Origin of the sequence: Burkholderia sp. AU33803 (assembly GCF_002223095.1) — a bacterium.
Lineage (GTDB): Bacteria > Pseudomonadota > Gammaproteobacteria > Burkholderiales > Burkholderiaceae > Burkholderia.
Genome location: NZ_NKFJ01000006.1, coordinates 2,256,738 through 2,281,618, shown reverse-complemented (window position 1 = coordinate 2,281,618; position 24,881 = coordinate 2,256,738). Strand labels below are relative to the sequence as shown.

Sequence of the window (24,881 nt, the reverse complement as noted above, 5' to 3'; positions counted from 1 at the left end):
TGTTTAATCCCCCGTTTGCTGGGTTGCCTGGACGCTCGCGGCAACGGCCGGCGAGCGCGCATGAAGGGTGTCGGCCTGGTGACGGCCCACGGAGATCCAGAAGGTGGCGGCGAGCGCGGCGATGGTCACGCCGAGTGCGAGATAGCGCACCCAGCGCGGCGAGCGGCCGCCCGGATGGATGTGGGTTTCCTCGATCTCGCGCTGGCGGTTGATCGACAACTCGTAGAAGACGATCGTCGCGACGACGAAGATCAGCGACCAGCGCGTCTGCTGGCCATCGGAGCCGACCATCGCCCACAGCGCGTAGACGGCGCCGATCAGGCCGACGATCGTGTAGAACGTGAACTGGTGCGACGGCATCTTGCCGTAGCCGAGCACCTTGATCGCGATGCACGAGTAGATGTACGGCAAGAGCGTCATGATCACGGCGATCGACGCGATCTTGCCGAACTGTTCGCTCGCGCTCGGCGACATCGTCGCGAGCACCTGCACCGACATGATCAGCGCGACGATCGCGAGGCCGGCCGACGGCACGTTCTTCGAGTTCACGCGGGCGAATACGCCGGCGAACAGGCCGTCGTCGGCGGCCGCCTTCGCGGTCTGGCCGACCAGCAGCGTCCAGCCCGCGAGCGAGCCGAGGCAGCCGAGCGCCGCGCAGATCGCGACCGCGTTCGCGGCCGTGTCGCCGAGCGCGAGGCGCGCGGCATCCGCGAACGGCGCGCTCGAGGCGAGCAGCGCCTTGTTCGGGATCATCCCCATGATCACGGTCGAGCTGAGCACGTAGCAGACGGCCGCGAGCACGACGCCGCCGACGGTTGCGATCGGCACGTTGCGCGACGGGTTCTCGACGACGCCGGCCGATACCGACGCACTCTCGACGCCGATGAACGCCCACAGCGTGAAGTTCAGCGTCGCGCCGATCGCGCTGAAGCTGTTGGTGCCCGACACGTTCCAGCCGGCGAAGTACACGTCCTTGCTGAACCAGAACCAGCCGAACACGGCCATCCCGAGGATCGGCACGAGCGCGAAGATCGTCGTGACCGACTGCACGCGGCCGACGACGTTCGGCCCGAGGATGTTCGCGTACGTGAACAGCCAGATCACGAAGATCTGCGCGAGCGCGAACACGAGCGGGTCCTTCAGGACCGGGAAGAAGTGCGTGAGGTAGCCGAGGCCGGCGACCGCGAGGCCGACGTTGCCGAGCACGTTCGCGAGCCAGTAGATCAGGTTGGTCTGGTAGCCCATGTACGGGCCGAACGACTTGCGGGCATACGCGTACGGGCCGCCGGCGGCCGGGTCGATCGCCGCGAGCTTCGCGAACACGAGCGCGAGCGACACGGCGCCGACGACGGTGATCAGCCAGCCGAAGATCGCGATGCCGCCGGTGGCGGCGAGGTTCGCGGGCAGCATGAAGACGCCGGAGCCCATCATGTTGCCCGCGACCATCAGCGTGGCGGGAATGACGCCGATTTTCGGCGCGGAAGCCGCGGCCGAGGAGGCGGCGGCGCGGGAGGAGGACGAGCTGGCATCGGACATGCGACGCTCCTTGACGAGACGAGTTGCGGTTGAGGTGGCGCGGGGTGGCGCCGGTCGACGATTCCGGTGCGGATCGTCGATTTAATTAACGTGTTCATGTTATCGCCTGGGTGGTTTTGAATAAGGGTAAACGCCGGTATTTAATAACTTGGATATTGACGGATATCATTGAAACCGGTGAATCGGTGTTTGAATATGGGTGTGGGTGGGCCGTGCAGAAAGGCAGTGGACGTTTTTTTGGTCTCGGCCATGGATGGAGGGATCGCGCTGCTGAAGTTGCCGTGAATAATCGTTTTTCCCGAATCGGGTAAATCGATTCGTGACGTAAATGGCGCCGCAATCGGGGTTCGGGTTTGTCGGTTAATATCGGGCGCATTAAATGCGCGCCGCCGGCGCGCGCGACCACCTTCTTCCCCGAGGACGATTCCGATGACGACGCTGCCTTCCCGTTTGCCGTTGATCCAGGCGCCGATGGTCGGTTCGCTGAGCCCGCTCGCGATCGCGGTGTGCGAAGCCGGTGGGCTCGGCTCGTTGGTATGTGCGACGGGGCTGCGCGACGCCTTCCCGCAGGCGGTCTGAGCGACCGGGCAGGGGGCGCCGGCACGGGAGCATCGGCGTATCATCTGGGTTTTCGTCAGCCCGATCCAGGCACCCCCACCATGACCTCCGTCGACACTACCCCCGTCCTCGACCATGACAAGCTCGTTACCTTCATCGAGCGCAAGTGGAACGATGAAATCCTCCACGCCCTGACCGACTACATCGCGATCCCCGCGAAGAGCCCCGCATTCGACCCCGACTGGGCGAAGCGCGGCTATCTCGAGCGGGTCGTCACCGACGCCGCGCAGTGGGCCGAGCGCCAGCCCGTGAAGGGCCTGAAGCTCGAGATCGTGCGCCTGCCCGGCCGCACGCCGGTGATCTTCTTCGAATCGCCCGCCACGCGTTCGGGCAGCACCGACACGATCCTGCTGTACGGCCATCTCGACAAGCAGCCCGAATTCGACGGCTGGCGCGCGGACCTCGGCCCGTGGACGCCGAAGTACGAGAACGGCAAGCTGTACGGCCGCGGCGGCGCGGACGACGGCTATGCGATCTACGCGAGCCTCGCGGCACTTGGCGCGCTCGACGAGCAGGGCATCGAGCGGCCGCGCTGCGTCGGCCTGATCGAGACCTGCGAGGAATCGGGCAGCTACGACCTGCTGCCGTACGTCGACGCGCTGCGCGACCGGCTCGGCCAGGTGTCGCTCGTCGTGTGTCTCGATTCGGGCGCCGGCAACTACGACCAGATGTGGCTTACGACGTCGTTGCGCGGGCTCGTGTCCGGCGACCTGCAGGTCGAGGTGCTCGAGGAAGGCGTGCATTCGGGCGTGTTCGGCGGCATCGCGCCGTCGAGCTTCCGCGTGATGCGCCAGCTGTTCGAGCGCCTCGAAGACGCGAAGAACGGCAACCTGCTGCCGGGCGTGTTCCATTGCGAGATTCCGGACAGCCGTGTGCGCGAAGCCGAAGCAGCCGCGTCGATCCTCGGCGACGCCGTGTGGAAGGGGCTGCCGTGGGCCTGCGGCGCGGACGGCAAGCCGGTGCTGCCGACCACGACCGATCCGCGCGAGGCGCTGCTGAATTCGACGTGGCGTCCGTCGCTGTCGGTCACCGGCGCGGCCGGCCTGCCGGCGCTCGCCGATGCGGGCAACGTGCTGCGTCCGCGCACCGCGTTCAAGCTGTCGCTGCGCCTGCCGCCGCTCGTCGACGCCGCGCAGGCCGTGCAGCAACTGAAGGAATTGCTCGAACTCGATCCGCCGTACAACGCGAAGGTGACGTTCAAGCCGGACGCGGGCGCCGCGACGGGCTGGAGCGCACCGGATCTCGCGCCGTGGCTCGCGTCGTCGCTCGATGCCGCGTCGCGCCGCCACTTCGGCGCCGATTGCGCGTACATGGGCCTGGGCGGCACGATCCCGCTGATGAACGTGCTGCAGGAAGGGTTCCCGTCCGCGCAGTTCATGGTGTGCGGGGTGCTCGGGCCGAAGTCGAACGCGCATGGCCCGAACGAATTCCTGCACGTGCCGTATGCGAAGAAGCTGACGGCGGCGGTCGCGGACGTGATCGCGACCGCGCGCTGATTGCTTCGCGCGCAGTAGTGACCACTGTCCGACCCAACCGCACGGAACCTTGCCGATGACCGCACTGCCGACGCCCGATACCGAACCGCTGCGCATGCGCGCCGAACCGCTGCATGCATTCGTCGCGGCACTCTGGGAGCGGGCCGGCAGCAGCGAGCGCGAGGCCAGGCTCGTCGCCGATCACCTGGTCGGCGCGAATCTCGCGGGCCACGATTCGCACGGGATCGGGATGATCCCGAACTACGTCGCGTCGTGGCGGGAAGGGCAGTTGCAGTTGAACGGGCACGCGTCGATCGCGCGCGACGGCGGCGCGGTGCTCACGATCGACGGCGGTCGCGGCTTCGGTCAGGTGATCGCGTTCGAGGCGATGGTCGAAGGGATCGAGCGCGCCCGACGCATGGGCATCTGCGCGATCGGGCTGCGCGACGTGCATCATCTCGGCCGCATCGGGCACTGGGCCGAGCAGTGCGCGCGCGCGGGGCTCGTGTCGTTCCATTTCGTCAACGTGCCGGGCGACCTGCTGGTCGCGCCGCTGCACGGCACCGATCCGCGCTTCGGCACGAACCCGTTCTGCGCCGCGTATCCGCGTGCGGGCCAGCCGCCGCTGCTGCTCGATTTCGCGACGAGCGCGATCGCGTACGGCAAGACGCGCGTCGCGTACAACCAGGGCAAGCGCGTGCCGGCCGGGTCGCTGATCGATTCTCGCGGCCAGCCGACCGACGATCCGGCCGTGATGCATGAGCAGCCGTTTGGTGCGCTGCTGCCGTTCGGGCTGCACAAGGGGTACGCGCTGGCGGCGATGTGCGAGATTTTCGGCGGCGCGCTCGTCGGCGGGCATACGACCTACGGTGACACGCTGCAGAAGACGAGCGCGATCGTCAACGGGATGCTGTCGGTGCTGATCGATCCGAACGCGTTCGATGCGGCCGACGCGCAGCGCGAAGCCGATGCGTTCGTCGCATGGGCGAAGGCGTCGCCGCAGGCGGGCGATGCGCCGGAGCAGGTGCCCGGCGAGCCGGAGGAAGCGAGCCGAGCGGCGCGCGGTGCCGGCGGCATTCCGGTCGACCGCGCGACGTGGCGGCAGATTCGCGAGAGCGCGGCGGCGGTTGGCTTCGACGAAGCCGAGCTCGACGCGTGGACGCGGCGCTGCAGGGCATCCGCATGAGCTGGCAATCGGAAAAGGCGCACGGCGAGGAGATCGCGTATCAGCTCGCGCCGCTTGGCAACGTCACGGTCGTGCGCTTCTTCAGCGGTGCGGCGATGCGGCTCGACGGCGTGATGTTCGGCTTCATGTCGCGCGGGTCGCTGTTCCTGCGGGTGGATGACGTGAACCGTCCGGCGTTCGTCGCGGCGGGGATGGGGCCGTTCTCGTACGAGCGGCCCACGCGCACGGTTTCGCTCGACGGTTATTACGAAACGCCGGCCGACGTGCTCGAGGATGCCGGCGCGCTGTTCGACTGGTGTCGCAGCGCGTATCGCGCGGCGTTGCTGGCAGGGCCGCCGAAGCGCAAGGCCAGGGCGGTGCCGAAAGCGAAGCCGGCGCTGGAAGCGAAGCCCGCGTCGAAGCGAACCGCCAAACCCGCATCGAAAGCGTCGCCAAAGCCTGCTTCTGCACAGGAAGCCAAGCCGGCAACGAAGCGAACCACCAAACCGGCGTCGAAACCGGCAGCGAAATCCCCGGCGAAGCGCAAGCAAACCTAGTGCTCGTCGCGCGAAGCGAAAGCCGCGCGACTTTTCCTCGTTTGTCGGCCCGGCCGTCGCCCGGTGAGTCACGCGACATGCGCCGGCTGGCACAAGGGCGGCCGAGGAGGGACACAGTCACGAATGCGTCAAGCGCGTGCCGCACCGCACATCCCCCATGCTTCACAACGGCGGCCTCGGCGTTTATGATCGGCGCGGGTTGCACCCGTGCCCGGCGCGACCCTCGCCAGCCTCGCCGCCGGCCCCGCGAACGGCGCATCGTACGCCGCGCGGGACGCTTCCCCCACTCATCATTCCAGACGGAGACAGCCGATGCTCGTCCTGATTCTCGGTTTAGCGATCTTCCTCGGTGTGCACTCGATCCGGATCGTCGCGGACGGCTGGCGGTCAGCGACGATCGAGCGGATCGGCGAGAAGCGCTGGAAGGGCCCCTACGCGATCGCGTCGATCGTCGGCTTCGTGCTGATCATCTGGGGGTACGGCATCGCGCGCCAGGGCGCGACGCTGCTGTGGGTGTCGCCCGTCGGCGTGCGCCACCTCACCGGCATGCTGACCGCGATCGCGTTCGTGCTGATCGCCGCCTCCTACGTGCCCGGCAACCGCATCAAGACGCTCGTCGGCCATCCGATGGTGGCCGGCGTGGCGGTGTGGGCCATCGCGCACCTGCTCGCGAACGGCACGCTGCACGCAGTCGTGCTGTTCGGCGCGTTCTTCGTGTGGGCGCTGGTCGATTTCGTCGTGTGGCGCGCGCGGGATCGCCGCGATGGCGTGCGCTATCCGGCGGGCAGGCTGTCCGGCGACGTCGTGGCGATCGTGGCCGGGCTCGTCGTGTGGGCGCTCTTCGCGCGGTTCCTGCACGGCTGGTTGATCGGCGTGCGGCCGTTCGGCTGAGCGGCCGAGAGGTTGAGCAACTGAGACGTCGAGCGACTGCGAAAAGACGTCTTGCGGTTTGCTCATCAATTGCCGCGACGGCGGCAGGCATGGGCGCGCGTCAGATCGGCTTGACGAACAACCCGACTGTCAACGCCGCGCCGATACAGACGATCCCGATCCGCAGCACGCGTTCGTTCACGCGATGCAGCGCCCACGTGCCGAGCAGCCCGCCGACGATCGCGCCGCCGCCGAGCGCGAGCGCGTTGCCCCAATGCAGGTGCGGCGACGTCAGGAACAGCACGACGGCCGATGCGTTCATCACGCCCGCGAGCGCGTTCTTCGTCGACATCGCGTGGCGCGGCGACAGGCCGGCCATCGTCAGCACGGCCATCATCAGGAAGCCGAGCCCGCCGCCGAAGTAGCCGCCGTAGATCGCGATCATGAACTGCGAGAGCGCGGCGGGGACGGTGCCGAGGTGGGCCGAGCCTTCGCTCGGCTTGCGGAAAAAGCTGCCCCACGCGAACACGATCGTCGCGAACAGCACGAGCCACGGCACGAGGCGCGAGAAGATCGACGACGGCGTTTTCAGCAACAGCAATCCGCCGAGTGCGCCGCCGACCACGCTGATGAAGAACATCGCGCGAAACGACAGCCTGCCCACGCCGCGCACCATCTTGCGGCTCGCCCAGCCGGTCGTGACCTGCGCGGGAAACAGCGCGACCGTCGACGTGATGTTCGCCGCGAGCGGCGACATGCCCGACACGATCAGCGCGGGCAGCGTGACGAACGAGCCGCCGCCGGCCAGGGTGTTCTGCAGTCCGGCCCAGAGGCCGGCGAGGATGACGAGAGCGAGCATCGGAGCGGGAGCGGAAGGTGGCGGGGCTCGGCTGCCGGAGGCGGGCAGGCGCGGCGAACGCATGATGGTAATGCAGGACCGCTGACGACGTGAACTGCTGCGATCGCAGTGTCGTCGCGAGCTTTCCCGGCCGGTGCAGGCGACGATGCCGCACCGCCCGCGACCAAGGTCGAGGATGGCCCGGGCGGGCGGACGGGCGGTCTTACGACGTCGCGCGGCCAATGTCGGATTGCCGAACGACGCGCGTGAAATAGACTGGTTGATGAGCGGCGGGAAAGAACCGGCAGGGTTGGGGGTCAGCCGGCGCCCGGTGCGCTCGGGAACGCAGTTCCTGTTGACGGGTTCGATTCCGGCCACGCAGTGCCGGCGCGTCGGAATCGGGCCGCCTTTTCTCGGGGGACACGCATGCGCGCCGGCGGGCGAACAGGCGACCGGGTGTCGATCGCGGCCACGCGACGGTGCTTCGTTGCCGTTGCTCCGCCGCATCGGCGGAGCAAATGAATGTCGTAGTCGGGATGGTGCGCCGCGTGTGCCACACGCCGTACGATCGCCGTTGCTCGAACGCGTCGCGACCGTCAGCCGTTGGCCGGTCGTCGCGGGCGAACGGGCGTGAGAGAACAACCATGAAAAAGTCGTTTCGAGGGGTCGGTCCGAGTACGGCCGTCTGTCTGATCTGCACCGCCTGTTTTGCCGCATCGCCGGTGGCCGCCTATACGCCGGGCGGTGCTCGTCATGCGCATCCGTCACGCAGCGCACCGGCGCTTTCGACCGTGACCGTCCAGCCGACGGCGAACGGCGGCGACCAGGCCGATGCGCTGCAGGCCGCGATCGATGCATTGCAGCCGGGCCAGCGCCTCGTGCTCGCGCCGGGACGCTACACCGTCGGCCGGTCGCTGACGGTGTCCAAGGCGAACGTCGTGATCTCGGGCTATGGCGCGACGCTGGTTGCGACCAACCCGGTTGATCAGACCATCGTGATGAGCGGCAGCGGTTCGACGCTCGTCGGCGTCACGCTGGTCGGCACGGGTACGACGCGGCTGACGACGCCCGCCTCGACGAAGGTCGAGGTGACGGGCACCGGCGTCCAGGTGCTCGGCGTGACGATCCAGGGTGGCGCCAGCGCCGGGATCTTCGTGTTCGGCGGCAGCAGCGTGGCGATCGTGGGCAACACCGTGGAGGCGACGCTGGCCGACGGCATCCACACCACGTACGGCTCGACCAACGTGCTGGTGCGCGGCAATACGGTGAAGAACACCGGGGACGACCTGATCGCCGTCGTCAGCTACCAGGGTGACGGCCGCCTCAGCGCCAACGTGTTGATCGACGGGAATACGGTATCGGGCAACTACTGGGGGCGGGGCATCTCCGTGGTCGGCGGGCGGACCGTGACGATATCGAACAACACCGTCAGCGGCGTGCAGAAGGCGGCCGGCATCCTGGTCGCGCAGGAGGATAGCTGGAAGACCTACGGCGTGTCGGACGTCGTGATCGAGAACAACGTCGTCGGCGCGATCCAGGACGGCACGAATGCGAACAACGGCCTGCCGCCTACCCACCAGGCCGCGATCGAACTCGATACCTGGTCGGGGACGGTGTCGTACGTCGTCGTGAAGGGCAACCGCGTATCGGGCTCGGGCTACGACGGCTTCCGGGCGGTGGGGAACGTCTGCCATTTCGCGGTGGCCGACACGACGCTCGCATCGATCGCCGGCATGCCGGTGTCGCTGCTGACGAACAAGTGCCCGGCCGCCGATATCGTCGCGTACGGCAATTCACTGGGTGGCGTGGCGCTGGCGACGCCGGTCGGCGCGTCCCCGTCCGGGACGATTCCGGCCGGCGGCGCGGTGACGTCGGGGATGCCGGTGGTGCGCACGAGCCTGATGCAGCCGAATGGCGCGCCCGCATCGGCGCGAAACTGACGAGGTTCGCGATGCGCTGCCCGCCGTGCCATCGAACGGGGCGCCGCGCGATGCGTTCGGGGGCGCGGTTGCCCCCGACGCCGTGGCGTCGTCCCCGGCGTCCGGATAGACGATCGTGCCGTCAGGCCGGATCACCGCGCCGGCCGTCAGGTGCGCGGGTTCCACGCGGTGGGGGGCCATGATGTGCAGCACCGTTTCGCCGCGCGCGATCAGGTAGTCGGACACGATCCGCCGGTGGCAGCGCCACCACACCGCTTCCGAGCACATGATCGCGCGGCGCGGCGCATGTTCCGTGACGATAGCCGCTTTCGCTTCGCGACGTGTGCCCGACGGCGCCGCCACACGGGTTTGCGCCAGTACGTGCGGCGGTTGTTGCTCAAGCGCTCGTCAGGACGACATGGCTGCGCGGGATGCCCATGATCCGGTCGCCGATGTCCATTCCCCATTCGGTCATGTCGATGCCCTGACTCAATTGTTCAGCCTGCCAACGCGACAGGGCTGCATCGATGTCGGAATTCGCGGATTGCAGCGCCTTGGCCAACGTCAATGCGTTGGCGGCTGCCTTGGCGGTACTGCCCGCGGTATGAGGGCGCGGAACGAAGGCTGCATCGCCCAGCAGGATCGCTCTGCCATACACCATCTGCTTCACCTGCAGATCCAGGATGGCCTGGACGAACGGTTCGTGGGTGGCTTCGACCAACGTCTGGAAAGTTGGCGCGAGAAGCGCCGTCGACGCCTGCGTCAGGCTGGCGAGATCTTCGTCTTTCAATGCGCCCGGAGGCAGCGAAAACGAGTGGCGTATCCCGGAGCGGTCGGTCAATAACGATGAGAGTTCGTCGCCGTGGGCAACCTTCCGGTACCACACCCAGTTCCAGCGCCGCTGACCTTCCTGCGTCGACAAGTCTTCGCCCGGGACGAGATATTCGAGCATCAGGTGGCCGGGGCCTTGCTGGAAGGCAAAGGTTCCCTTGAGAACATCCGCGGCGCTTGCCGGGAGTGCCGCTTCAGGAACGAGCCCGCGCCACGCGACATATCCGGCGTAGGTGGGTGCCAGGCCAGCAGAAACTTGTTCTCGGACCGTGGAGCGTGCGCCGTCCGCGCCGACGAGCAGATCGCCGGTTTCGATGCGGCCGCTGGCAAAGTAGGCGGTGATCCGGTCGCCGTTCTGTTCAAAGCGGACGAAGCGCTCGCCCGGATGAAAGACCTGCGCGGGCAGGTGCGCCTTCATCGTGCCGTAGAGCATGTTCCAGGACGTCTGGGTCTGCGGCATGAAGCTGCGCTGAATGACGCGACCGGTACGGTCCAGGTAGATGCGGTCGCCCGACCGCACGCCGAGCGCGGCGCCGGTCTGAATTCCGGCGAAATGAAACGCTGACAGGACGTCGCCCTGCAACACGATTCCGCCGCCTCGGCTGTCCAGTTCACTCGGGGAGCGCTCGAAGATGTCGACGTCCCACCCCGCGGCTTGCAGCGTCGTTGCAGTAAAGAGCCCGCCGAGCGAGCCGCCGATGATCAGTGCGCGCGGCCTGGCTTTTGCGGTGGCGACCATGAATCTCTCCAAACGAGTAGCGTGTGTGGTGCTTGGCGCGCATGCCCGATTCAGCGAATCGAGCGTGCGCGCTTGCGTTCACCGGCAGGTGTCGATTTAGACGGCGGCGTTGGCGGTTTTGTCGCCGATGGCATGCCGAAGCACTTCAGCGAGTACCGAAACCGGTTGTGCACCGCTAACCGGAACGCCGCCCACACGGATTGCCGGCACCGACCGGATGCCGGCCGCCCCGGCCCGCAGTTCGTCGGCAACGACTTCGCGCTCGCCGTCGTTCGTCGCCAGGAAACTGCGCACTTCGTCCGCGTCGAAATCCGTCCTTTCCGCGAGGCTGACCAAAACCTCGGCCATGCCGATGTCCTGTCCGTCGGAAAAGTAGGCAGAGAAAACCGCCTCGAACAGTGCTTCGGTCCTGGCCGCATCTCCCTTGGACTGAGCGAGGAACATCAGGCGATGGGCAAGCCGCGTATTGGGCGTGACCGCGACGCGGTCGTAGTTGAATTCGACACCTGCGCGTTTGCCCGCCAGCGTGACGTCGGCATCCATTGCCAGCGAACGTGCCCAGCTGCCGAATTTGGCGCTGCGATAGGCTTTTCGATCGATTCCGTCCTTGGGCATGGTCGGATTGAGTTCATACGGAAGGTACCTGACGGTCGGTGCGACGGCCAGGTTGGCCTCCCGGAGCGCTGCCTTGAGATGTGCGTGGCCGATCCAGCACCACGGGCAGATGAAGTCGTACGTGACCTGGATGTCGAGCGGATTCATTTGGAGGCTCCTTGCGTTGACGGTTCAAGCACTTTAGGCTTTGCGTCAGGGTAAAAGAATATGAACCAATCGCAAACCAGCATTGCGGTGTGCGCAAAGATAAAGGACATGGCGTGGACAAGCTTCTTGCGTTGCGGGCATTCATCGACGTCGCGGAAACGGGCGGCTTTTCGAAGGCGGCGCGCCGCATGGGGGTGGCCACTTCGTCGGTGACGCGCCTGATGGACGCGTTGGAGAAGTCTCTTGGCAGCGCGTTGCTGACTCGCACGACGCGTCACGTGACGTTGACGGATGCCGGTTCCGCGTATCTGGAGCAGATCACGCGCGTGCTGTCGGACCTCGACGAAGCCGATGGGAGTGTGTCCGACACGGGTGTCGACGCGGTTGGACCGCTGCGTGTTTCGATGCCCGTGACCTTCGGGCGCCTGTGCCTGGGGCCGCACCTGGCCGGCTTCCTGCAGCAGCATCCCCGCGTATCCCTGGATCTGGTGCTTTCGGATTCGTACCTGGATCTGGCGACCGAGCGAATTGACGTTGCGGTGCGCATCGGCACACCTGCAAACCAGCCGAATCTGATCGTCAATCGCCTAGCGGAACATCATCGCTATGTCGTCGCGAGTCGTGACTATCTGGAAAGCAACGGAATGCCCGCTTCTCCGGACGATCTGCGAAACCATCAATGCTTGCGTTTTGCGTACCAGGCCGCTGCGCAGCGTTGGTCGTTCACTCGCGCAGGCAGCACCGAGCATGTCGAGATCAACGGCAGACTTTCGGTGAACAACTCGGACGTGCTGCGCGAGGCCGTGATCAGCGGATTTGGCATCGCACTGCTTCCCCAATGGCTCGTCGAAGAGGATGTGATGGCGGGGCGGCTCACGCGTCTTTTCGAAGACTACTCGGTCAACCCGCTCGACCAGACCGTCTGCGTTTATGCCGCCTATCTTCCGAATCGCCGCCACTCACGCAAAGTGCATGCGTTGCTTGAATTTCTTCGATATCGCATCACGCACTCCGGCGCGTTCTCGGATGCGTCGAGCTAGGTCGCGATCTCGTGCGGTTCCACGAACCGGCGGCCTGCCACTTGAATCCGCTGAAACGCACGATCCGGCCACGACAATGCCCGATTTAACGCTTCATTACGATGGGCCTTTCGGAAAGGTGTTAGATTCGCCCATCGATATTTCGCAAGGCGGAGAGGGCAGACAGATGCTGAAGAAACTGGCAGGGATGGCCGTGGTGGTCGGTGCGGCGGCGGTGGCGTCGCTGCCGGCCGTGGCAGGCGACACGAACAACGCACTGGGCGGCGCGCTGGGTGGCGTTGCCGGCGCGGCGGTCGGCAACGCGGTTGGCGGCAGCACGGGCACCGTGATCGGCGGTGCATTGGGCGGTGGCGCGGGCGGTGCGGTGACGTCGAACAAACGCGAACGCACGGGCGCGATCGTCGGCGGCGCACTGGGCGGCGGCGCAGGCGCCGCTGCGGGCAACGCGATGGGCGGCACGGCCGGCGGGCTCGTCGGCGCCGGCTTGGGCGGCGGCGCGGGTGCGGCGCTGGGCGGCCACGTGTCGCGCAACAACTCGCGTTCCAACGATCATCACCACGGCAACAGGAAGCGCCACAAGCGCGACTGACCGGTGGTTCCCCGGCGTGCGTCGCCGGCGCCGGGGTGCCGTGCATGAATGGCGACGGAGGTGGTCAAGCGGTCAATCCGTCTTTCGGTCGCCGGTGATCAACGCGTTGAGCACCAGATCCGAGATCGTGCGGTAGGCCGCGTCGAAATCGTCACTTCCCAGCGCACGCTTGCCGAGCACCAGCAGCATCTGGGGAGCAAAATCCGCATACGCCTGCGTGGCTGCCCAGATCAGGAAGAACAGGTGCTCGGCATCGACCTGCCTGACCTTGCCTTCCCCGATCCAGCGTTCGAGCACCCGGATGTCGTCGCGCAACACCGGAATCAGTTGCTTGCGGATTTCCTTTCCGTAGGTCCTGGCTCCGCCAATGATCTCCAGCGCAAAGACCCGCGATCCATGCGGGCGATTTCTCGAGAATTCGAGTTTGGCGCGGATATACGCCGACATGGCTTCCGCGGGCTCGCGATCGGGCGCCGCAAACTCCCGCATCCTGCCGAGCCAGTCCCGCAATACGTCGTCCAGCACGCGTTGGTAGAGCGCCAGCTTCGTGGGGAAGTAGTACATCAGGTTCTGCTTCGACAGGCCGGCGGCCGCTGCGATCGTCGCAACGGAACTCCCCTCGAATCCGTCAACGGCAAACGATTCCTCGGCCGCCGCGAGAATGGTCGCCTCGAGCGTGTCGCGCAGCGCTTCGCGCCGGCCGTGAGGCCGGCCGGGCGTTCCCGCAGTGGGCTCGGACGGGTGCCTCACGATGTTTCCTCCCGCATGTCGGACCGGCGGCGTCGCCCGCTCAACGCGTGCCTGCTTCAGGATAGGTGATGCGTTCAGGCGTGCGCTGCATGATGACCTTCCCGGCACGGAGCGACACGCGCACCTTGGCCTGCGTGCGAACCACTTCATAGTCGGAATCCGCGTCGAGGATCAGCAGGTTGGCCGGCCGCCCGACAGCGATGCCGTAGCGATCGCCCAGGGACATCGCACGGGCGCTGTGCTCCGTCACGAAATCGAGGCATCGCTGCAGGTCTTCGTAGCCGAGCATGTGGCACACGTGCAGGCCGACGTCGAGGATGCGCAGGATGTTGCCGTTGCCGATCGGATACCACGGATCCTTGATCGAATCCTGTCCGAAGCACACGTTGATGCCGGCACGATCGAGTTCCGCGACACGCGTGATGCCGCGTCGTTTCGGGAAGGTGTCGAAACGCCCCTGCAGGTGGATGCTTTCGGTGGGACACGAAACAAAATGGATGTCGGAGCGCTTCAGCAACCGGAACAGCTTCGAGCAATAGGCGTTGTCGTAGGAACCCATCGCGGTCGTGTGGCTGGCGGTGACGCGCGGGCCCATCCCGCGAACCCGCGCTTCCTCGGCAAGCACTTCCAGGAAGCGCGAGTGCGGATCGTCGGTTTCGTCGCAATGAACGTCGACCAGGCAGTCCTTGCGCTCCGCGAGCTCCATCAGGAACTTGATGGAGCTCACGCCCTGGTCGCGCGTGTTCTCGAAATGCGGAATGCCGCCCACGACGTCGGCCCCCATCTCGATTGCGCGCTCCATCAGCGCACGTCCGTTCTCGAACGACTCGATGCCTTCCTGCGGGAAGGCGACGATCTGCAGATCGATGAGATCGCGTGCTTCGTCCCTGACCTCGAGCATCGCCTTCAACGCGGCAAGCGTGTGATCGGTGACGTCCACGTGCGTGCGCACGTGCTGGATGCCGTTGTCGCGCAACATCCCGATCGTGGTGTGCGCGCGGGCTTTCGTATCTTCATGGGTAATGGTGGCCTTGCGCTGGCCCCACCGCTCGATACCTTCGAACAGCGTACCGCTCATGTTCCACTCGGGTTCGCCCGCGGTCAGCGTCGCATCCAGGTGGATATGCGGCTCGACCAGCGGCGGGATGACGAGATGGCTGCCCGCATCGATGACGTCGTCCCCTTCAGACGTCAGCGGCGACGGCTGGAGATCGATGCCGCGAATCGTGCCCGCATCGATGTCGATCGTGAAGAGGCCGCTACGGCCGCGCAATCTGGCGTTGATGATTTTCATGAGGATTCCTGTGGTTCGGGGGAGCGGGAGGGTGCGCAGCGGAATCATTCACCCTGAACGGACGGCTCGCGCGCGAACGCGCGGGCAATCTGCAGCAGCACGATGTAGGCGCCAGCGGACGCCGCGATGCCGACGATCGGCGCGATCCACGGCGAGGTATAGGCGAGTCCGGCGCCGATGGCATACGCGGCCAGGCCGACCAGGTTGAAGCGCGGAAGGCGGGCGGCGGCGAGCGACGGATATTGCCCGCGATGGCGGTACCAGTAGTCCGCCATGATCACGCCGCCGACCGGCGGAATGATCGAGCCGAGCAGCACCAGGAACGGAATCAGCCACGCGTACATCCCGCCGACCGCGAGCACGATGCCGATCGCCGCCCCCACGAGTACGAGCGTGCGGCGCCGTTCGGTGCGCAGCAGATGGCATCCGGCGGCCGCCACGTTGTACATCGTCGGCCCCTGGATGGTCCAGAGATTGAGGCACAGCATCACGACCGCCGCGATCGACAGGCCCTGCAGCGTCATCACCTCGACGATGTCGGCTTGCTGATAGACGATCGCGCAGTATGCGCCCGCGATGATCATCAGGCCGTTGCCCGCGAAGAATCCGATCATGCTGGCCGAGACGGCGCTGCGCGCGCTGCGTGCGAGGCGGGTCCAGTTGGTGGCCTGCGTCGCGCCGCTGGCAAAGGTGCCGATGACCATGGTCACGGCGGCCGAGAACGGCATCGACTGGGACGGCGTGACATGCGTGAGGCCGGCCCACCCGCCGATATCGCGGGTGGCGATCCACATCGACGTCATCAGCAGTACGAACATCAGCGGCACTGACACGCGCGACAGCACATCCATGCCGCGATAGCCGATGATGGCCGTGATGGAAAATCCGAAGCCGAAGAGGATCATCAGCGGCGTGGTCACGGCGGGCGGCCAACCCAGCAGCTTGACCAGGACGATCGCCACCGTCGCGGTTCCCCATGCGTACCAGCCGAGTTCGGCGAAGCCGAGCAGGAAGTCGGACAGCTTGCTGCCCACTTCCCCGAAGCAGAACCGCCCCATCAGTACCGCATTCAGGCCGCTGCGGGCGGCAATCAGCGCCAGCGACGCCGCATAGGCGGCGAGCAACAGGTTTCCGATGACGGCGATCTGGATCATGCTGACGACGTCGAAGGCGACACCGATCTTGCCGCCGGCAAACATCGTTCCCGTGAAGAACGTGAAACTCAACAACACCATCGTGATGGACAGGAATCCGGTGCGTTTCTCGCGCGGGACTTCGCTCAGCGAGAATTCTCCGTGATCCGATTCGTCCATCGGGCTTGCATCCCGGTTCGTGGGCATCTTTCTTGTCTCCCGTCAGCGATTGGGTCGGGTCTGAAAGGGGGGCCGTGCTTGGAGGGGTGACGCGCTGTTTCAGCGGGTCATTCTCTCAGTCCAAAATTTTTACAACCGTAAAAATTTCGTCCGGGTGGATGGCAGGAACATGCACCCGGCCCCGGCGGTTCACGCGCTGGCTAGGGCTGCCCGGGCGGCGACTCGTCAGCTGACCAAGCTGACGGCGCAACGTTGATTCATCAGGCCGATGCGCCGTTTATTTTGCCCGCTTGCCTCCGTGAAATTGCCGTGCTAATTTTTCATGAAATTTCTCGGCGTAATTTTCACGGGAGTCCGCATGTTCGTGCAGTCCGACCGTCACGTCGCAAGCTACTACGCCGGCACCTACCCGGCGCCGATCCCGCATCGTCCGGCACTGGACGAACGCATCGACGCCGACGTGCTCGTCGTCGGCGCGGGTTTCAGCGGGCTGCATACGGCGTTGCGCCTGGCGCTCGCCGGCAAGCGGGTCGTTGTGCTCGAAGCGAGCCGCGTCGCGTGGGCCGCGTCGGGCCGCAACGGCGGGCAGGCGCTGCTCGGCTGGTCGTGCGACATGCAGCCGCTCGAGGATTCGCTCGGCCGCGACGGCGCGCGCCTGCTTTGGGACAGCATGCGCTGGGCCGCGACCGAGGTGCGCGAACTGCCTGCGCGGCACGGCTTCGACATCGACTACCGGCCCGGGAGCCTGTGGGCGGCCGTGCGGCCGCGGCGTGTCGCGATGCTCGAGCAGGCGCGTGACGAGGCGGCCGAGCGCTGGGGCTACGACCGGCTGCGCGTGATCGGCCGTGACGAGATGCCCGAATGGATCGGCGGCACGCGTTACCTTGCGGCGCTGCACGATCCCGAGGCCGGCCACCTGAACCCGCTGAAACTCGCGCTCGGCCTCGCGCAGACGATCGAGCGCGCGGGCGGCCGCATCTTCGAGCAGAGCCGCGTACTCGACTGCCGCGAGACGGCCAACGGTCACGTTGCCCGCACGGCGCGCGGCGAAGTGCGTGCGGACGTGCTCGTGCTGGCCTGCAACGCATACGTCGACCGGCTCGATCGCGATCTCGCGCGCCGGCTGCTGCCGGTCGGCACGTACCAGGTTGCCACCGCGCCGCTCGCGCCCGACGTCGCCCGTTCGCTGCTGCCGCAGAACAGCTGCGTGATCGACAACCAGTTCGTGCCCGACTATTTCCGCCTGAGCCCCGACAACCGGCTCCTGTTCGGCGGCGGCTGCACGTATCTCGGCGGGATTCCGGCCGATATCGCGGCGGCGACGCGCCCGCACCTCGAACGCGTGTTCCCGCAACTGGCCGGCGTGCCGCTCGATTACGCGTGGGGCGGCCATATCGACATCAGCATGCGCCGCACGCCGGACATCGGCCGCCGCGGGCAGCGTTTCTGGCTGCAGGGGTTCTCGGGGCATGGCGTGCTGCCGACGCTCGCCGGCGCGCGCGCGGTGGCCGATGCGGTGCTTGGCGACGAACGCCTGCTCGCGCAGTATCAGCGCATCCGCAACCCGCGCTTCCCCGGCGGCGACCGGCTCGCCGCGCCACTGGAAGCGATCGGCAAGGCCTGGTACCGTCTGCGCGATACCGTCTGACTGCACCGGAACCCACCATGAATGAACAGGAAGAGATAGAAAGCCTGGCGATCCTGATCCGCGACCTGCGCAAGCATCGCAAGGTCACGCTCAACGATCTCGCGGAACGGATCGGCCGCTCGGTCGGCTTTCTGTCGCAGGTCGAGCGCGGGCTGTCGCGCCCGACGGTGGCGGATCTCACCGCGATCGGCGAGGCGCTCGGCGTGCCGACCACCTATTTCTACAGCCTGAGCAAGCCGCGCAGCGTGCCGTGGGTCACGCGGCCCGACGAGCGGCGCACCGTGTATTACGCGGCCGGCATTACCGACATCCTCGTGTCGCCGAACATGCGCTCGCGCTTCTCGATCCTCGAAAGCCATCTCGCGCCGGGCGCGAGCAGCGGCGAGCGGCCCGTCGACGACAGTGACGAGCAGGGCGGTTTCGTGCTCGAAGGAGAACTGACGATCTGGGTCGACGGCGACGATACGCCCGTCACGCTCGGCCCGAACGACGCATTCCAGCTTCCCGCGCACAAGCGCTTTCGTTATGCCAATTTGACCGATGCGCCAACGCGCGTGATCTGGGTATTCACCTGAGTGGTTGGCGGGGCGCGCGGTGATGCAGGCCATCGCGTCACGTAGCATGTTTGCAGTACTGATTTAAATGCGGCGTTCGTTGTCGAGTGTGCTGCATGAATCCGGTTCGCCGCCCCGCGGCACCGCCATACAAGACATGGAAAGGATGAGACATGGCTGACGTCGTTCCCGCGCTGGTCGCCGAGGTCCGCGCATTCCGGCAGGCGCATCCCGAGATCCGTTATGTCGACCTGATCTGCCTCGACCTGCCCGGGCATTTCTACGGCAAGCGCTACCCGATCGATGCGCTCGAGAAGGTGGCGGCCGGCTCGCTGCTGAAGCTGCCGCAGAACTGCATCCTGCTCGGCACGCAGGGCGGGCTCTACAAGATCGGCGACTACTGTTTCAACGACGGCGACCCGGACGCCGTGCGCCGGCTGATCCCCGGCACGCTGAAGCCGGTGACCTGGGAGAAGCAGCCGCTCGGCCAGATGCTGATCACGACGGACGGCACCGATGCGCCGGTCGAGTTCGAGCCGCGCGAGGTGCTCGCGCGCGTGCTGAAGCGGCTCGCGCGGCGCGGCATCCGGCCGGTCGTCGCGTTCGAGCTCGAGTTCTACCTGTTCGCCGCGCAGCTCGAGGAGGGGATGCCGAAGTATCCGCGCGACCGCCTGTCCGATGATCGCGACGATCAGCCGAACATGCATATCGAGCGCCTGTCGCGCTTCTCCGACGTGCTGCACGAAATGGTCGACGTCGCGTGCGTGCAGGGCATCGACGCGACCGTGATCACCGCCGAGCTCGGGCCGGGCCAGTTCGAAATCAATTTTGGCCATTGCGACGACGGGCTGCGCGCGGCCGACTGGTCGGCGATGTTCTGCCGCAGCACGCGCGGCGTCGCGTTGCAGCACGGCTATCGCGCGAGCTTCATGGGCAAGCCGTACCTGCATGCGCCGGGCAGCGGGATGCACGTGCACGTGAGCCTCTACGACGATGCGGGGCGCAACCTGCTCGCGGTGGACGGGCAGCGGCCGCTGCGGCACGCGGTGGCCGGCTGCCTCGCGCTGCTGCCGCATTGCATGCCCGTGTTCGCGCCGAACCACAATGCGTTCCGGCGTTATGGCTCGATGGTGAATGCGGCGAGCCGCGCGAGCTGGGGCTTCGAGGATCGCGATGCATGCATCCGGATTCCCGAATCGGATGCACGCAACCTGCGGATCGAGCACCGGCTCGCGAGTGCGGACGCGAATCCTTATCTCGTGCTCGCGGCGATTCTCACCGGGATGGAGCATGGGCTCGGCGCGAAGCGCGAGCCGATCGCGCCGCTCAACGAGGATCGCGGCAGCGGGATCGACTTTCCGAAGGAGATGCTGTCGGCTGTCGCGGAGATGCAGGATCACGCGGTCGTCCGCGATGGGCTCGGCAGCGAGTTCGTGATGGTGTATTGCGAGAACAAGCGGCAGGAGGAGCTGGATTTTCGCAATGAGATCGGGGCGCGGGAGTATCGGTGGTTTCTGTGATCGAATGCCATCGCTTGCGCGTCATGTCAGTCCCGCGCCGGCATCATCGGCAGGCCCGCCCCCCACGCGTTCGCGAGCGCTTCGATTTCGGCGATCGGATCGACCTCCTGCGCGGCTTCGTGTGTGTCATTGCCGAATAGCCGCCGAGCGAACTCGCGAGCGCGCAGCGTGATCGCCGTGGTTTTCCGGCTGCGTCGCAGCGTGAACGACGCGAGCGCTGCGTCGAGGTCGCTGCCGTTGCCCTTCCCGTGCTCGTCGAGGCAGCGGGCAAGATGCCACGCGTCCTCGAGCTCCTGGCATGCGCCCTGTCCGGAGGTGGGGAGCGGCGCGTGCGCGGCATCGCCGATCAACAGCACATTGCCGCGATGCCATACATCGACGGGGTCGAGATCGTGCACGCGGATCTTCGCGATCGAGCCCGGCGGCGTTGCGCGCATCACGTCCGCAATGGGTGCCGGCCAGCCGTCGAACAGCCGTTCCAGCAACGGGCCGGGATCGTCCGGCGCCGCGGCGTCGCTGTTGCTGTCGTTATCGTCGATTTCGGCCTCGGCCCGGGCCGCTGCCCAGTACATGCGATGCCGGTCCACCGCGACGATGCCGAATCGTTCGCGCTGGCCCCAGTAGTCGAATATCGACACGTCGTCGACCAGTGGTACATCGCTCTGCGCCACGCCGATCCAGTTGACGAATCCCTGATAGACGGGCGTGGCGTTGCCGACTACGTAGCGTCGCGCGACGGAGTTCATGCGGCCGTCCGCGCCGATCGCGAGATCCGGGGTGATCGCCACGCCGTTGTCGAAATGAACGACGGTGCGGCCGTCGGTGCCGGTGTCGATCGCTGTCGCGCAGTGGCCGAAGCAGACTTCGATGTCGTGCGCGGCGACGTGCCGCGCCAGCACGGCCTGCAGGTCGCGCCGCAGTATCGAGCGCGTTGGAAACCCCATGTAGCGGTCGAGTTCGCCGATGTCGACGCGCTTGAACGGGGTGCCGTCCCGGTCCATGCACCGCATCGCGCGCAAGTGGCCGCTGACTTCGACGATGTCCGGCAGCAGGCCGAGTTGCTCGAGCACGAAGCCGGCATTCGGCCATAACACGACGCCGGCGCCCATCGTCGTCTCGGACGGCCTGCGTTCGTAGAGCCGTATCCGGTGCCCCTGCCGGCCAAGCGCGAGCGCGGTGCTCATGCCGGCCACGCCGGCGCCGAGAATGGCGATATCCATGTTGATGCTCCCGTAGGTTCGTGCGCGTGCTCGCGTCGGCGCGGGTTCGTGCGTCGGCGGCCACGCCTTGACTGAATCCGCATCGTAAATTACGGTCGCGAACGGGATAAGCCGTGAAAATCGGCGAGCTTTGATACCTGAAACGGGATAATGATGCGCAGCAAGCTGGATCTGAACGCGGTGCGCGTGTTCGTGTCGGTGGTCGACGAAGGCAGCTTTGCCGGTGCCGCGCGTGTGCTGTCGATACCCGGCTCGAACGTGAGCCGCCATGTGGCGCAACTGGAGTCGAGGCTTGGTGTGCGTCTGCTGGAGCGCAGCACACGGCACCTGCGCATGACGGAGGCCGGGCGCCTGCTGCACGAGCGCGGGAAGCCGATGCTCGATGCGCTGACGCTTGCCGAGTTCGAGCTGACCTCGCAGCAAACGGAGTTGCGTGGCGTGCTGAAGCTCTGCGTGCCCGGCGAAATCGGACCGCGCATGCTCGGGCCGATCGTCGCGGAATTCGCCAGCCGCCATCCGCGTGTCGAAATCGATTGCGATACCAGTCTCGCGGGCGTCTCGACGTTGCGAGACGATATCGACCTGTCGATCATCGTCAATCGCGGCAGGCTGGACGACAGTGCGTTCGTCGTCAGGCCGCTCGTGAGCCTGACGAGCGTCGTCGTGGCCGCGCCGTCGCTGATCGAGCGCACGGGCATGCCGACGCGGACGGAGCAGCTCAGGCAGTTGCCGTGCATCACGACGCTGAGCACGCTGAAAGGGCAGCCGTGGCAGTTTGCCGATGGCGACGGGCGGATTCACAGGATTCCGGTCGCGAGCCGGTATCGCGTCAACAGCGGCGAGATGGCGGGGCTGGCGGCGGTGAAAGGGATCGGGTTCGCGATTCTCGTCGAACGCGGGTGCGCGGCCGAGCTGGCCGCCGGGCGGCTGGTGCGCGTGCCGCTGGAGATGACGCCGGCGCCGCTCGAACTGCTGGGCGCCTATTCGAGCCGCAATTCGGTCAACGCGAAGATCCGCGAGTTGCTGCAGTTGATGCAGGCGCGTCTTGCGGCGGACGGTGCGATGCCATCATGACGATCGTTCCGGCAATGCGCGCCAGTAGCGCAATTCTTCGATTGGCGCGCCTTCGATCTCGAACGTCTTGATGTCGTCTTCGGCGACGAAGCCTTCGCGTTCATAGAACGCCCGTGCACGGTGGTTCTTGAACAGCACCCAGAGCGACACCCACTTGTGGCCCGTGTCATGCAGCGCATGGCATGCATGGTCGACCAGCGCCGCACCGACACCTTGCCCGCAATGCGCGGGATGCAGGTAGATCGCTTCGATTTCGCCCCAGGTGCGATCCTTGTCGGTGTCGCGCGTCGGACCGTAGGCGATCCAGCCGGTGGGCTCGCCTTCGGTGAACGCGAGTGCGACACGCGGCCGTCCGGCGTCGAGCGCATGGCGCCATGAAGCGGTGCGCTTTTCGACTGACAGGCCGGCGAGGAACGGGGCCGGCATGATGCCCGGGTAGGTGGCCTGCCAGGATGCGACGTGGATGGCGGCGATGGCCGGGGCATCGGCGGGCGTGGCAGGGCGGATGTCGATGTTCATCGTGTTCGGTGTCATGTGTATTCCGCCTGATCGGTTGCCGTGTGCCGCGCCGTCGCGCGCCGGATTCATTCCGCCGGATCCAGACTGCCTTCTATCGCAAAGCGGTAGTTGATATCCACCTGCGACGCATCGCCCGGCACGTCGGTTCTCTTCAGCACGAATTCGAACGCAGGCTCGAACCAGCCGTCGCGCGACACTTCTCCACCGAGGATATCGACCTCATACCAGCCGTTGTCGATTTCGATCACGGGCCGGCCCGGTTCGCGGTAACGCGCGAGCAGCGCATTGACCGTTGCGTCGTTGAAGCGTTCGAGAATCCGCCACGTGTAGAGCATGACTGAACGATGTTCGACGCGCAGCACGTACCCGCCGCGCCGATGCTGCAGGCGGCTTCCTGCTTTCAGCAATTCGGGTGTCGCGTCGTCCAGCGTGAAGATGACCGTGTATGAATGGTTCTCGATGCCGGCCAGCGGAACGACGACGCCTTCCAGCACGGCGCGGTCGCCGCTGTCGCTCGTGGTGAACGCAGATGCGACGTCGTCCGGTAGCGCGTGCTGTTCCTTGAAGTGCTTCAGCAACAGGAGATCGCCGACGAGAAAATAATCGACCAGATCGTTGAGGACTTCAGAGAATTCATGTCGCATCGCCACTCCATTCACAGTGCCGAAGCGGAAAGTTCGCAAGGGCATGAAGCGCCGCGTCGCGAAACGTTTCGCGGCGCGGCACGCGCGACGCCCTTACTCGCCGAGCTTCGACGTCACGCAGCCCGTGCTCGAGCATTCGCGCTCACGCTCGCGCAGGAACGACAGGCGCGACTGCGTCATGTCGGTCGCGCACTGGAGATCCACGAGGTAGCCGTTGTTGCGCGTCTCGCTGCACTGGGCGTCGCGTTGCTTCAGCCACGCGAGCTGGCCGGCCTTCAGCGTCGCCTGCTGGTCGCTGCTCAGTTGCTTGCGCAGGCGGCCGTACTCGTCGTTGAGGTCACGGTCCGTTTGTGAGAACTGCGTGCTGCTGCAGTACACCTGGTCGAACGCGCTGTGCGGCTTTGCGCAGCCGGCGGCGTGTGCGGCGAACGGAACGGCGAGCGCGAGCAGCGCACAGGATGCGAGCAGATTCTTCATTTTCATGGTGAGGCTCCTGACTGGGTGAAAACCGTTGAGCCCGACGGGCGTTATCGTTGTTTATTTCGGCACGGTACACGCGTCGATGCCGCCGGCGATCGCGGTGGACAGCTTCTGGATCGTCTCGCGTCGTGCAAGCCGCGCTTCCTCGTCCGGATTGACGATCACGCCGGCTTCGACGAGCACCGCCGGAATCGGCGCGGTGCGCAGCACGACGAGATCGTCGAAGCGGTGGATGCCGAGCTGCGGATCGATCAGCGGGCGATTCTCGCCGCGGATCGGCTGCGCGTGATACAGCGACGGCCGCTCGCCGGCTGCCACCAGCCGCTCGGCGATCGCCTTCGCGCAACGCAGGCTTTCCGCATAGTGCGGATTGCGTTCCGACACGAACACCGAGAAGCCGCGGAATTCGCGCTGCCGGCCCGCGTCGATGAACTGCTGCTGCATCGAGTCGTGATGGATCGACACGAACAGGTTCGCGTCGGGCGCCTGCGTCGAGCGCTGCTCGAGCGCGATCTCGCGGCCGTCGGCCGACGTGCGCAGCACGCGGTCGCCATGCGCGGCGAGTTTCTCGGCGACCGCCGCGGACAGGTCGAGGTTGTACAGGTATTCGACGCGGCCGCTCGCACCGGTGGAGCCCGGGCGCGCCGGCGTATGGCCGGTGTCGACGACGATGTAGCGCCCGGAGGCGAGTGCGGAGTCGGCCGCATGCAGCGCCAGCGGCGCGCCGAGCAGCGGGGCGCAGGCGAGCACGCGCGCGGCGGTGCGCACGAACGGGCGAAGGCGTCGGATGGTTCGGTTCGTCATTGTTGTTGTCGAGGAGGGCATACGGCGCGTCGGACGGCGCGGCACCGTCGGCCTGCTCAATGCAGTCGGAATGTCGGGCGATTATAGCGGCTGGCGGCGGCGCCGCAATGACGGATGACGGC

23 protein-coding genes and 2 pseudogenes are annotated in these 24,881 nt (G+C 66.5%); 12 read left to right on the top strand and 13 right to left on the bottom strand.

What is annotated here, in order from left to right; all coding sequences use genetic code 11:
• Positions 1 to 3: 3 nt before the first annotated feature.
• Positions 4 to 1,536: an arginine/agmatine antiporter gene (gene adiC, locus CFB41_RS27540; protein ID WP_089441921.1), complete on the bottom strand. Its 1,533-nt coding sequence runs from the start codon at positions 1,534 to 1,536 to the stop codon at positions 4 to 6.
• A gap of 429 nt (positions 1,537 to 1,965) precedes the next feature.
• Here adiC and CFB41_RS37770 point away from each other — a divergent pair.
• The 5 genes and pseudogenes from CFB41_RS37770 to CFB41_RS27520 form a co-directional block, all read left to right on the top strand.
• Positions 1,966 to 2,079 (top strand): annotated as a pseudogene (locus CFB41_RS37770) (2-nitropropane dioxygenase); the annotation flags it as partial.
• Between the two features lie 116 nt (positions 2,080 to 2,195).
• A complete protein-coding gene (locus tag CFB41_RS27535) occupies positions 2,196 to 3,650 on the top strand; it encodes a M20 family metallopeptidase (RefSeq protein WP_046548379.1) in 1,455 nt (484 codons plus the stop codon).
• Positions 3,651 to 3,705: 55 nt separating this feature from the next.
• Positions 3,706 to 4,815: a malate/lactate/ureidoglycolate dehydrogenase gene (locus CFB41_RS27530; RefSeq protein ID WP_089458640.1), complete on the top strand. Its 1,110-nt coding sequence runs from the start codon at positions 3,706 to 3,708 to the stop codon at positions 4,813 to 4,815.
• Positions 4,812 to 5,351: a TfoX/Sxy family protein gene (locus tag CFB41_RS27525; RefSeq protein ID WP_089459010.1), complete on the top strand. Its 540-nt coding sequence runs from the start codon at positions 4,812 to 4,814 to the stop codon at positions 5,349 to 5,351. Before CFB41_RS27530 ends, CFB41_RS27525 begins: the two co-directional genes overlap by 4 nt.
• Positions 5,352 to 5,663: 312 nt before the next feature.
• Positions 5,664 to 6,242, top strand: coding sequence for an NnrU family protein (locus CFB41_RS27520; protein WP_089458639.1), 579 nt, complete (start codon positions 5,664 to 5,666; stop codon positions 6,240 to 6,242).
• A gap of 100 nt (positions 6,243 to 6,342) precedes the next feature.
• On the opposite strand, the gene CFB41_RS27515 is transcribed toward CFB41_RS27520, so the two are convergent.
• Positions 6,343 to 7,080 carry a sulfite exporter TauE/SafE family protein gene (locus tag CFB41_RS27515; protein ID WP_089458638.1) on the bottom strand — a complete coding sequence of 246 codons (738 nt, stop codon included), beginning with the start codon at positions 7,078 to 7,080 and terminating at the stop codon, positions 6,343 to 6,345.
• Positions 7,081 to 7,703: 623 nt separating this feature from the next.
• Between CFB41_RS27515 and CFB41_RS27510 the strand changes: the two genes are divergently transcribed.
• On the top strand, positions 7,704 to 8,999 hold the full coding sequence (locus CFB41_RS27510; protein ID WP_089458637.1) for a nitrous oxide reductase family maturation protein NosD: 1,296 nt from the start codon (positions 7,704 to 7,706) through the stop codon (positions 8,997 to 8,999).
• Positions 9,000 to 9,068: 69 nt separating this feature from the next.
• On the opposite strand, the pseudogene CFB41_RS38320 reads toward CFB41_RS27510, so the two are convergent.
• The 3 genes and pseudogenes from CFB41_RS38320 to CFB41_RS27495 all read right to left on the bottom strand — a co-directional run.
• A pseudogene (locus tag CFB41_RS38320) lies at positions 9,069 to 9,299 on the bottom strand (DUF488 family protein); the annotation flags it as partial.
• 76 nt (positions 9,300 to 9,375) lie between these two features.
• Positions 9,376 to 10,548 (bottom strand): FAD binding domain-containing protein, encoded by a 1,173-nt coding sequence (locus CFB41_RS27500; RefSeq protein WP_089459009.1) that lies wholly within the window; start codon positions 10,546 to 10,548, stop codon positions 9,376 to 9,378.
• A gap of 96 nt (positions 10,549 to 10,644) precedes the next feature.
• A complete protein-coding gene (locus tag CFB41_RS27495) occupies positions 10,645 to 11,310 on the bottom strand; it encodes a DsbA family oxidoreductase (RefSeq protein ID WP_089458636.1) in 666 nt (221 codons plus the stop codon).
• A gap of 113 nt (positions 11,311 to 11,423) precedes the next feature.
• Here CFB41_RS27495 and CFB41_RS27490 point away from each other — a divergent pair, with 113 nt between their 5' ends.
• Together CFB41_RS27490 and CFB41_RS27485 are read left to right on the top strand one after the other, a co-directional pair.
• Positions 11,424 to 12,350 carry a LysR family transcriptional regulator gene (locus CFB41_RS27490; protein WP_089458635.1) on the top strand — a complete coding sequence of 309 codons (927 nt, stop codon included), beginning with the start codon at positions 11,424 to 11,426 and terminating at the stop codon, positions 12,348 to 12,350.
• A gap of 166 nt (positions 12,351 to 12,516) precedes the next feature.
• A complete protein-coding gene (locus CFB41_RS27485; protein WP_089458634.1) occupies positions 12,517 to 12,939 on the top strand; it encodes a hypothetical protein in 423 nt (140 codons plus the stop codon).
• Positions 12,940 to 13,011: 72 nt separating this feature from the next.
• Here CFB41_RS27485 and CFB41_RS27480 read toward each other — a convergent pair whose 3' ends face one another.
• From CFB41_RS27480 to codB, 3 genes are read right to left on the bottom strand one after another with little or no spacing between them, the layout of a single operon-like run.
• Positions 13,012 to 13,689 carry a TetR/AcrR family transcriptional regulator gene (locus CFB41_RS27480; RefSeq protein ID WP_089441927.1) on the bottom strand — a complete coding sequence of 226 codons (678 nt, stop codon included), beginning with the start codon at positions 13,687 to 13,689 and terminating at the stop codon, positions 13,012 to 13,014.
• Positions 13,690 to 13,729: 40 nt separating this feature from the next.
• Complete coding sequence (gene codA / locus CFB41_RS27475; protein ID WP_089458633.1) at positions 13,730 to 14,983, bottom strand: cytosine deaminase; 1,254 nt, start codon at positions 14,981 to 14,983, stop codon at positions 13,730 to 13,732.
• A gap of 44 nt (positions 14,984 to 15,027) precedes the next feature.
• On the bottom strand, positions 15,028 to 16,323 hold the full coding sequence (gene codB, locus CFB41_RS27470) for a cytosine permease (RefSeq protein ID WP_373558629.1): 1,296 nt from the start codon (positions 16,321 to 16,323) through the stop codon (positions 15,028 to 15,030).
• Between the two features lie 331 nt (positions 16,324 to 16,654).
• Here codB and CFB41_RS27465 point away from each other — a divergent pair, with 331 nt between their 5' ends.
• From CFB41_RS27465 to CFB41_RS27455, 3 genes are all read left to right on the top strand, one after another.
• On the top strand, positions 16,655 to 17,944 hold the full coding sequence (locus CFB41_RS27465) for an FAD-binding oxidoreductase (protein ID WP_089458632.1): 1,290 nt from the start codon (positions 16,655 to 16,657) through the stop codon (positions 17,942 to 17,944).
• 17 nt (positions 17,945 to 17,961) lie between these two features.
• Positions 17,962 to 18,519 (top strand): helix-turn-helix domain-containing protein, encoded by a 558-nt coding sequence (locus tag CFB41_RS27460; RefSeq protein WP_089427004.1) that lies wholly within the window; start codon positions 17,962 to 17,964, stop codon positions 18,517 to 18,519.
• Between the two features lie 152 nt (positions 18,520 to 18,671).
• Positions 18,672 to 20,018 (top strand): glutamine synthetase family protein, encoded by a 1,347-nt coding sequence (locus CFB41_RS27455; protein WP_089458631.1) that lies wholly within the window; start codon positions 18,672 to 18,674, stop codon positions 20,016 to 20,018.
• 26 nt (positions 20,019 to 20,044) lie between these two features.
• Here CFB41_RS27455 and CFB41_RS27450 read toward each other — a convergent pair whose 3' ends face one another.
• Positions 20,045 to 21,238, bottom strand: coding sequence for an FAD-dependent oxidoreductase (locus CFB41_RS27450; RefSeq protein WP_089458630.1), 1,194 nt, complete (start codon positions 21,236 to 21,238; stop codon positions 20,045 to 20,047).
• 153 nt (positions 21,239 to 21,391) lie between these two features.
• Between CFB41_RS27450 and CFB41_RS27445 the strand changes: the two genes are divergently transcribed.
• Complete coding sequence (locus CFB41_RS27445) at positions 21,392 to 22,312, top strand: LysR family transcriptional regulator (protein ID WP_089459007.1); 921 nt, start codon at positions 21,392 to 21,394, stop codon at positions 22,310 to 22,312.
• Here CFB41_RS27445 and CFB41_RS27440 read toward each other — a convergent pair.
• Genes CFB41_RS27440 through CFB41_RS27425 form a run of 4 tightly spaced genes read right to left on the bottom strand, consistent with a single transcriptional unit; the run spans position 22,307 to position 24,759 of the window.
• The gene (locus CFB41_RS27440; protein ID WP_089458629.1) at positions 22,307 to 22,846 is read right to left on the bottom strand and encodes an N-acetyltransferase; all 540 of its coding nucleotides are present in this window, start codon (positions 22,844 to 22,846) and stop codon (positions 22,307 to 22,309) included. The genes CFB41_RS27445 and CFB41_RS27440 overlap by 6 nt on opposite strands.
• A 50-nt stretch (positions 22,847 to 22,896) precedes the next feature.
• A complete protein-coding gene (locus CFB41_RS27435; protein WP_256941211.1) occupies positions 22,897 to 23,514 on the bottom strand; it encodes a hypothetical protein in 618 nt (205 codons plus the stop codon).
• Positions 23,515 to 23,568: 54 nt separating this feature from the next.
• Positions 23,569 to 23,958 carry a lysozyme inhibitor LprI family protein gene (locus tag CFB41_RS27430; protein ID WP_047849625.1) on the bottom strand — a complete coding sequence of 130 codons (390 nt, stop codon included), beginning with the start codon at positions 23,956 to 23,958 and terminating at the stop codon, positions 23,569 to 23,571.
• A gap of 54 nt (positions 23,959 to 24,012) precedes the next feature.
• Positions 24,013 to 24,759: an N-acetylmuramoyl-L-alanine amidase gene (locus CFB41_RS27425; RefSeq protein ID WP_089458627.1), complete on the bottom strand. Its 747-nt coding sequence runs from the start codon at positions 24,757 to 24,759 to the stop codon at positions 24,013 to 24,015.
• Between the last annotated feature and the right edge of the window lie 122 nt (positions 24,760 to 24,881).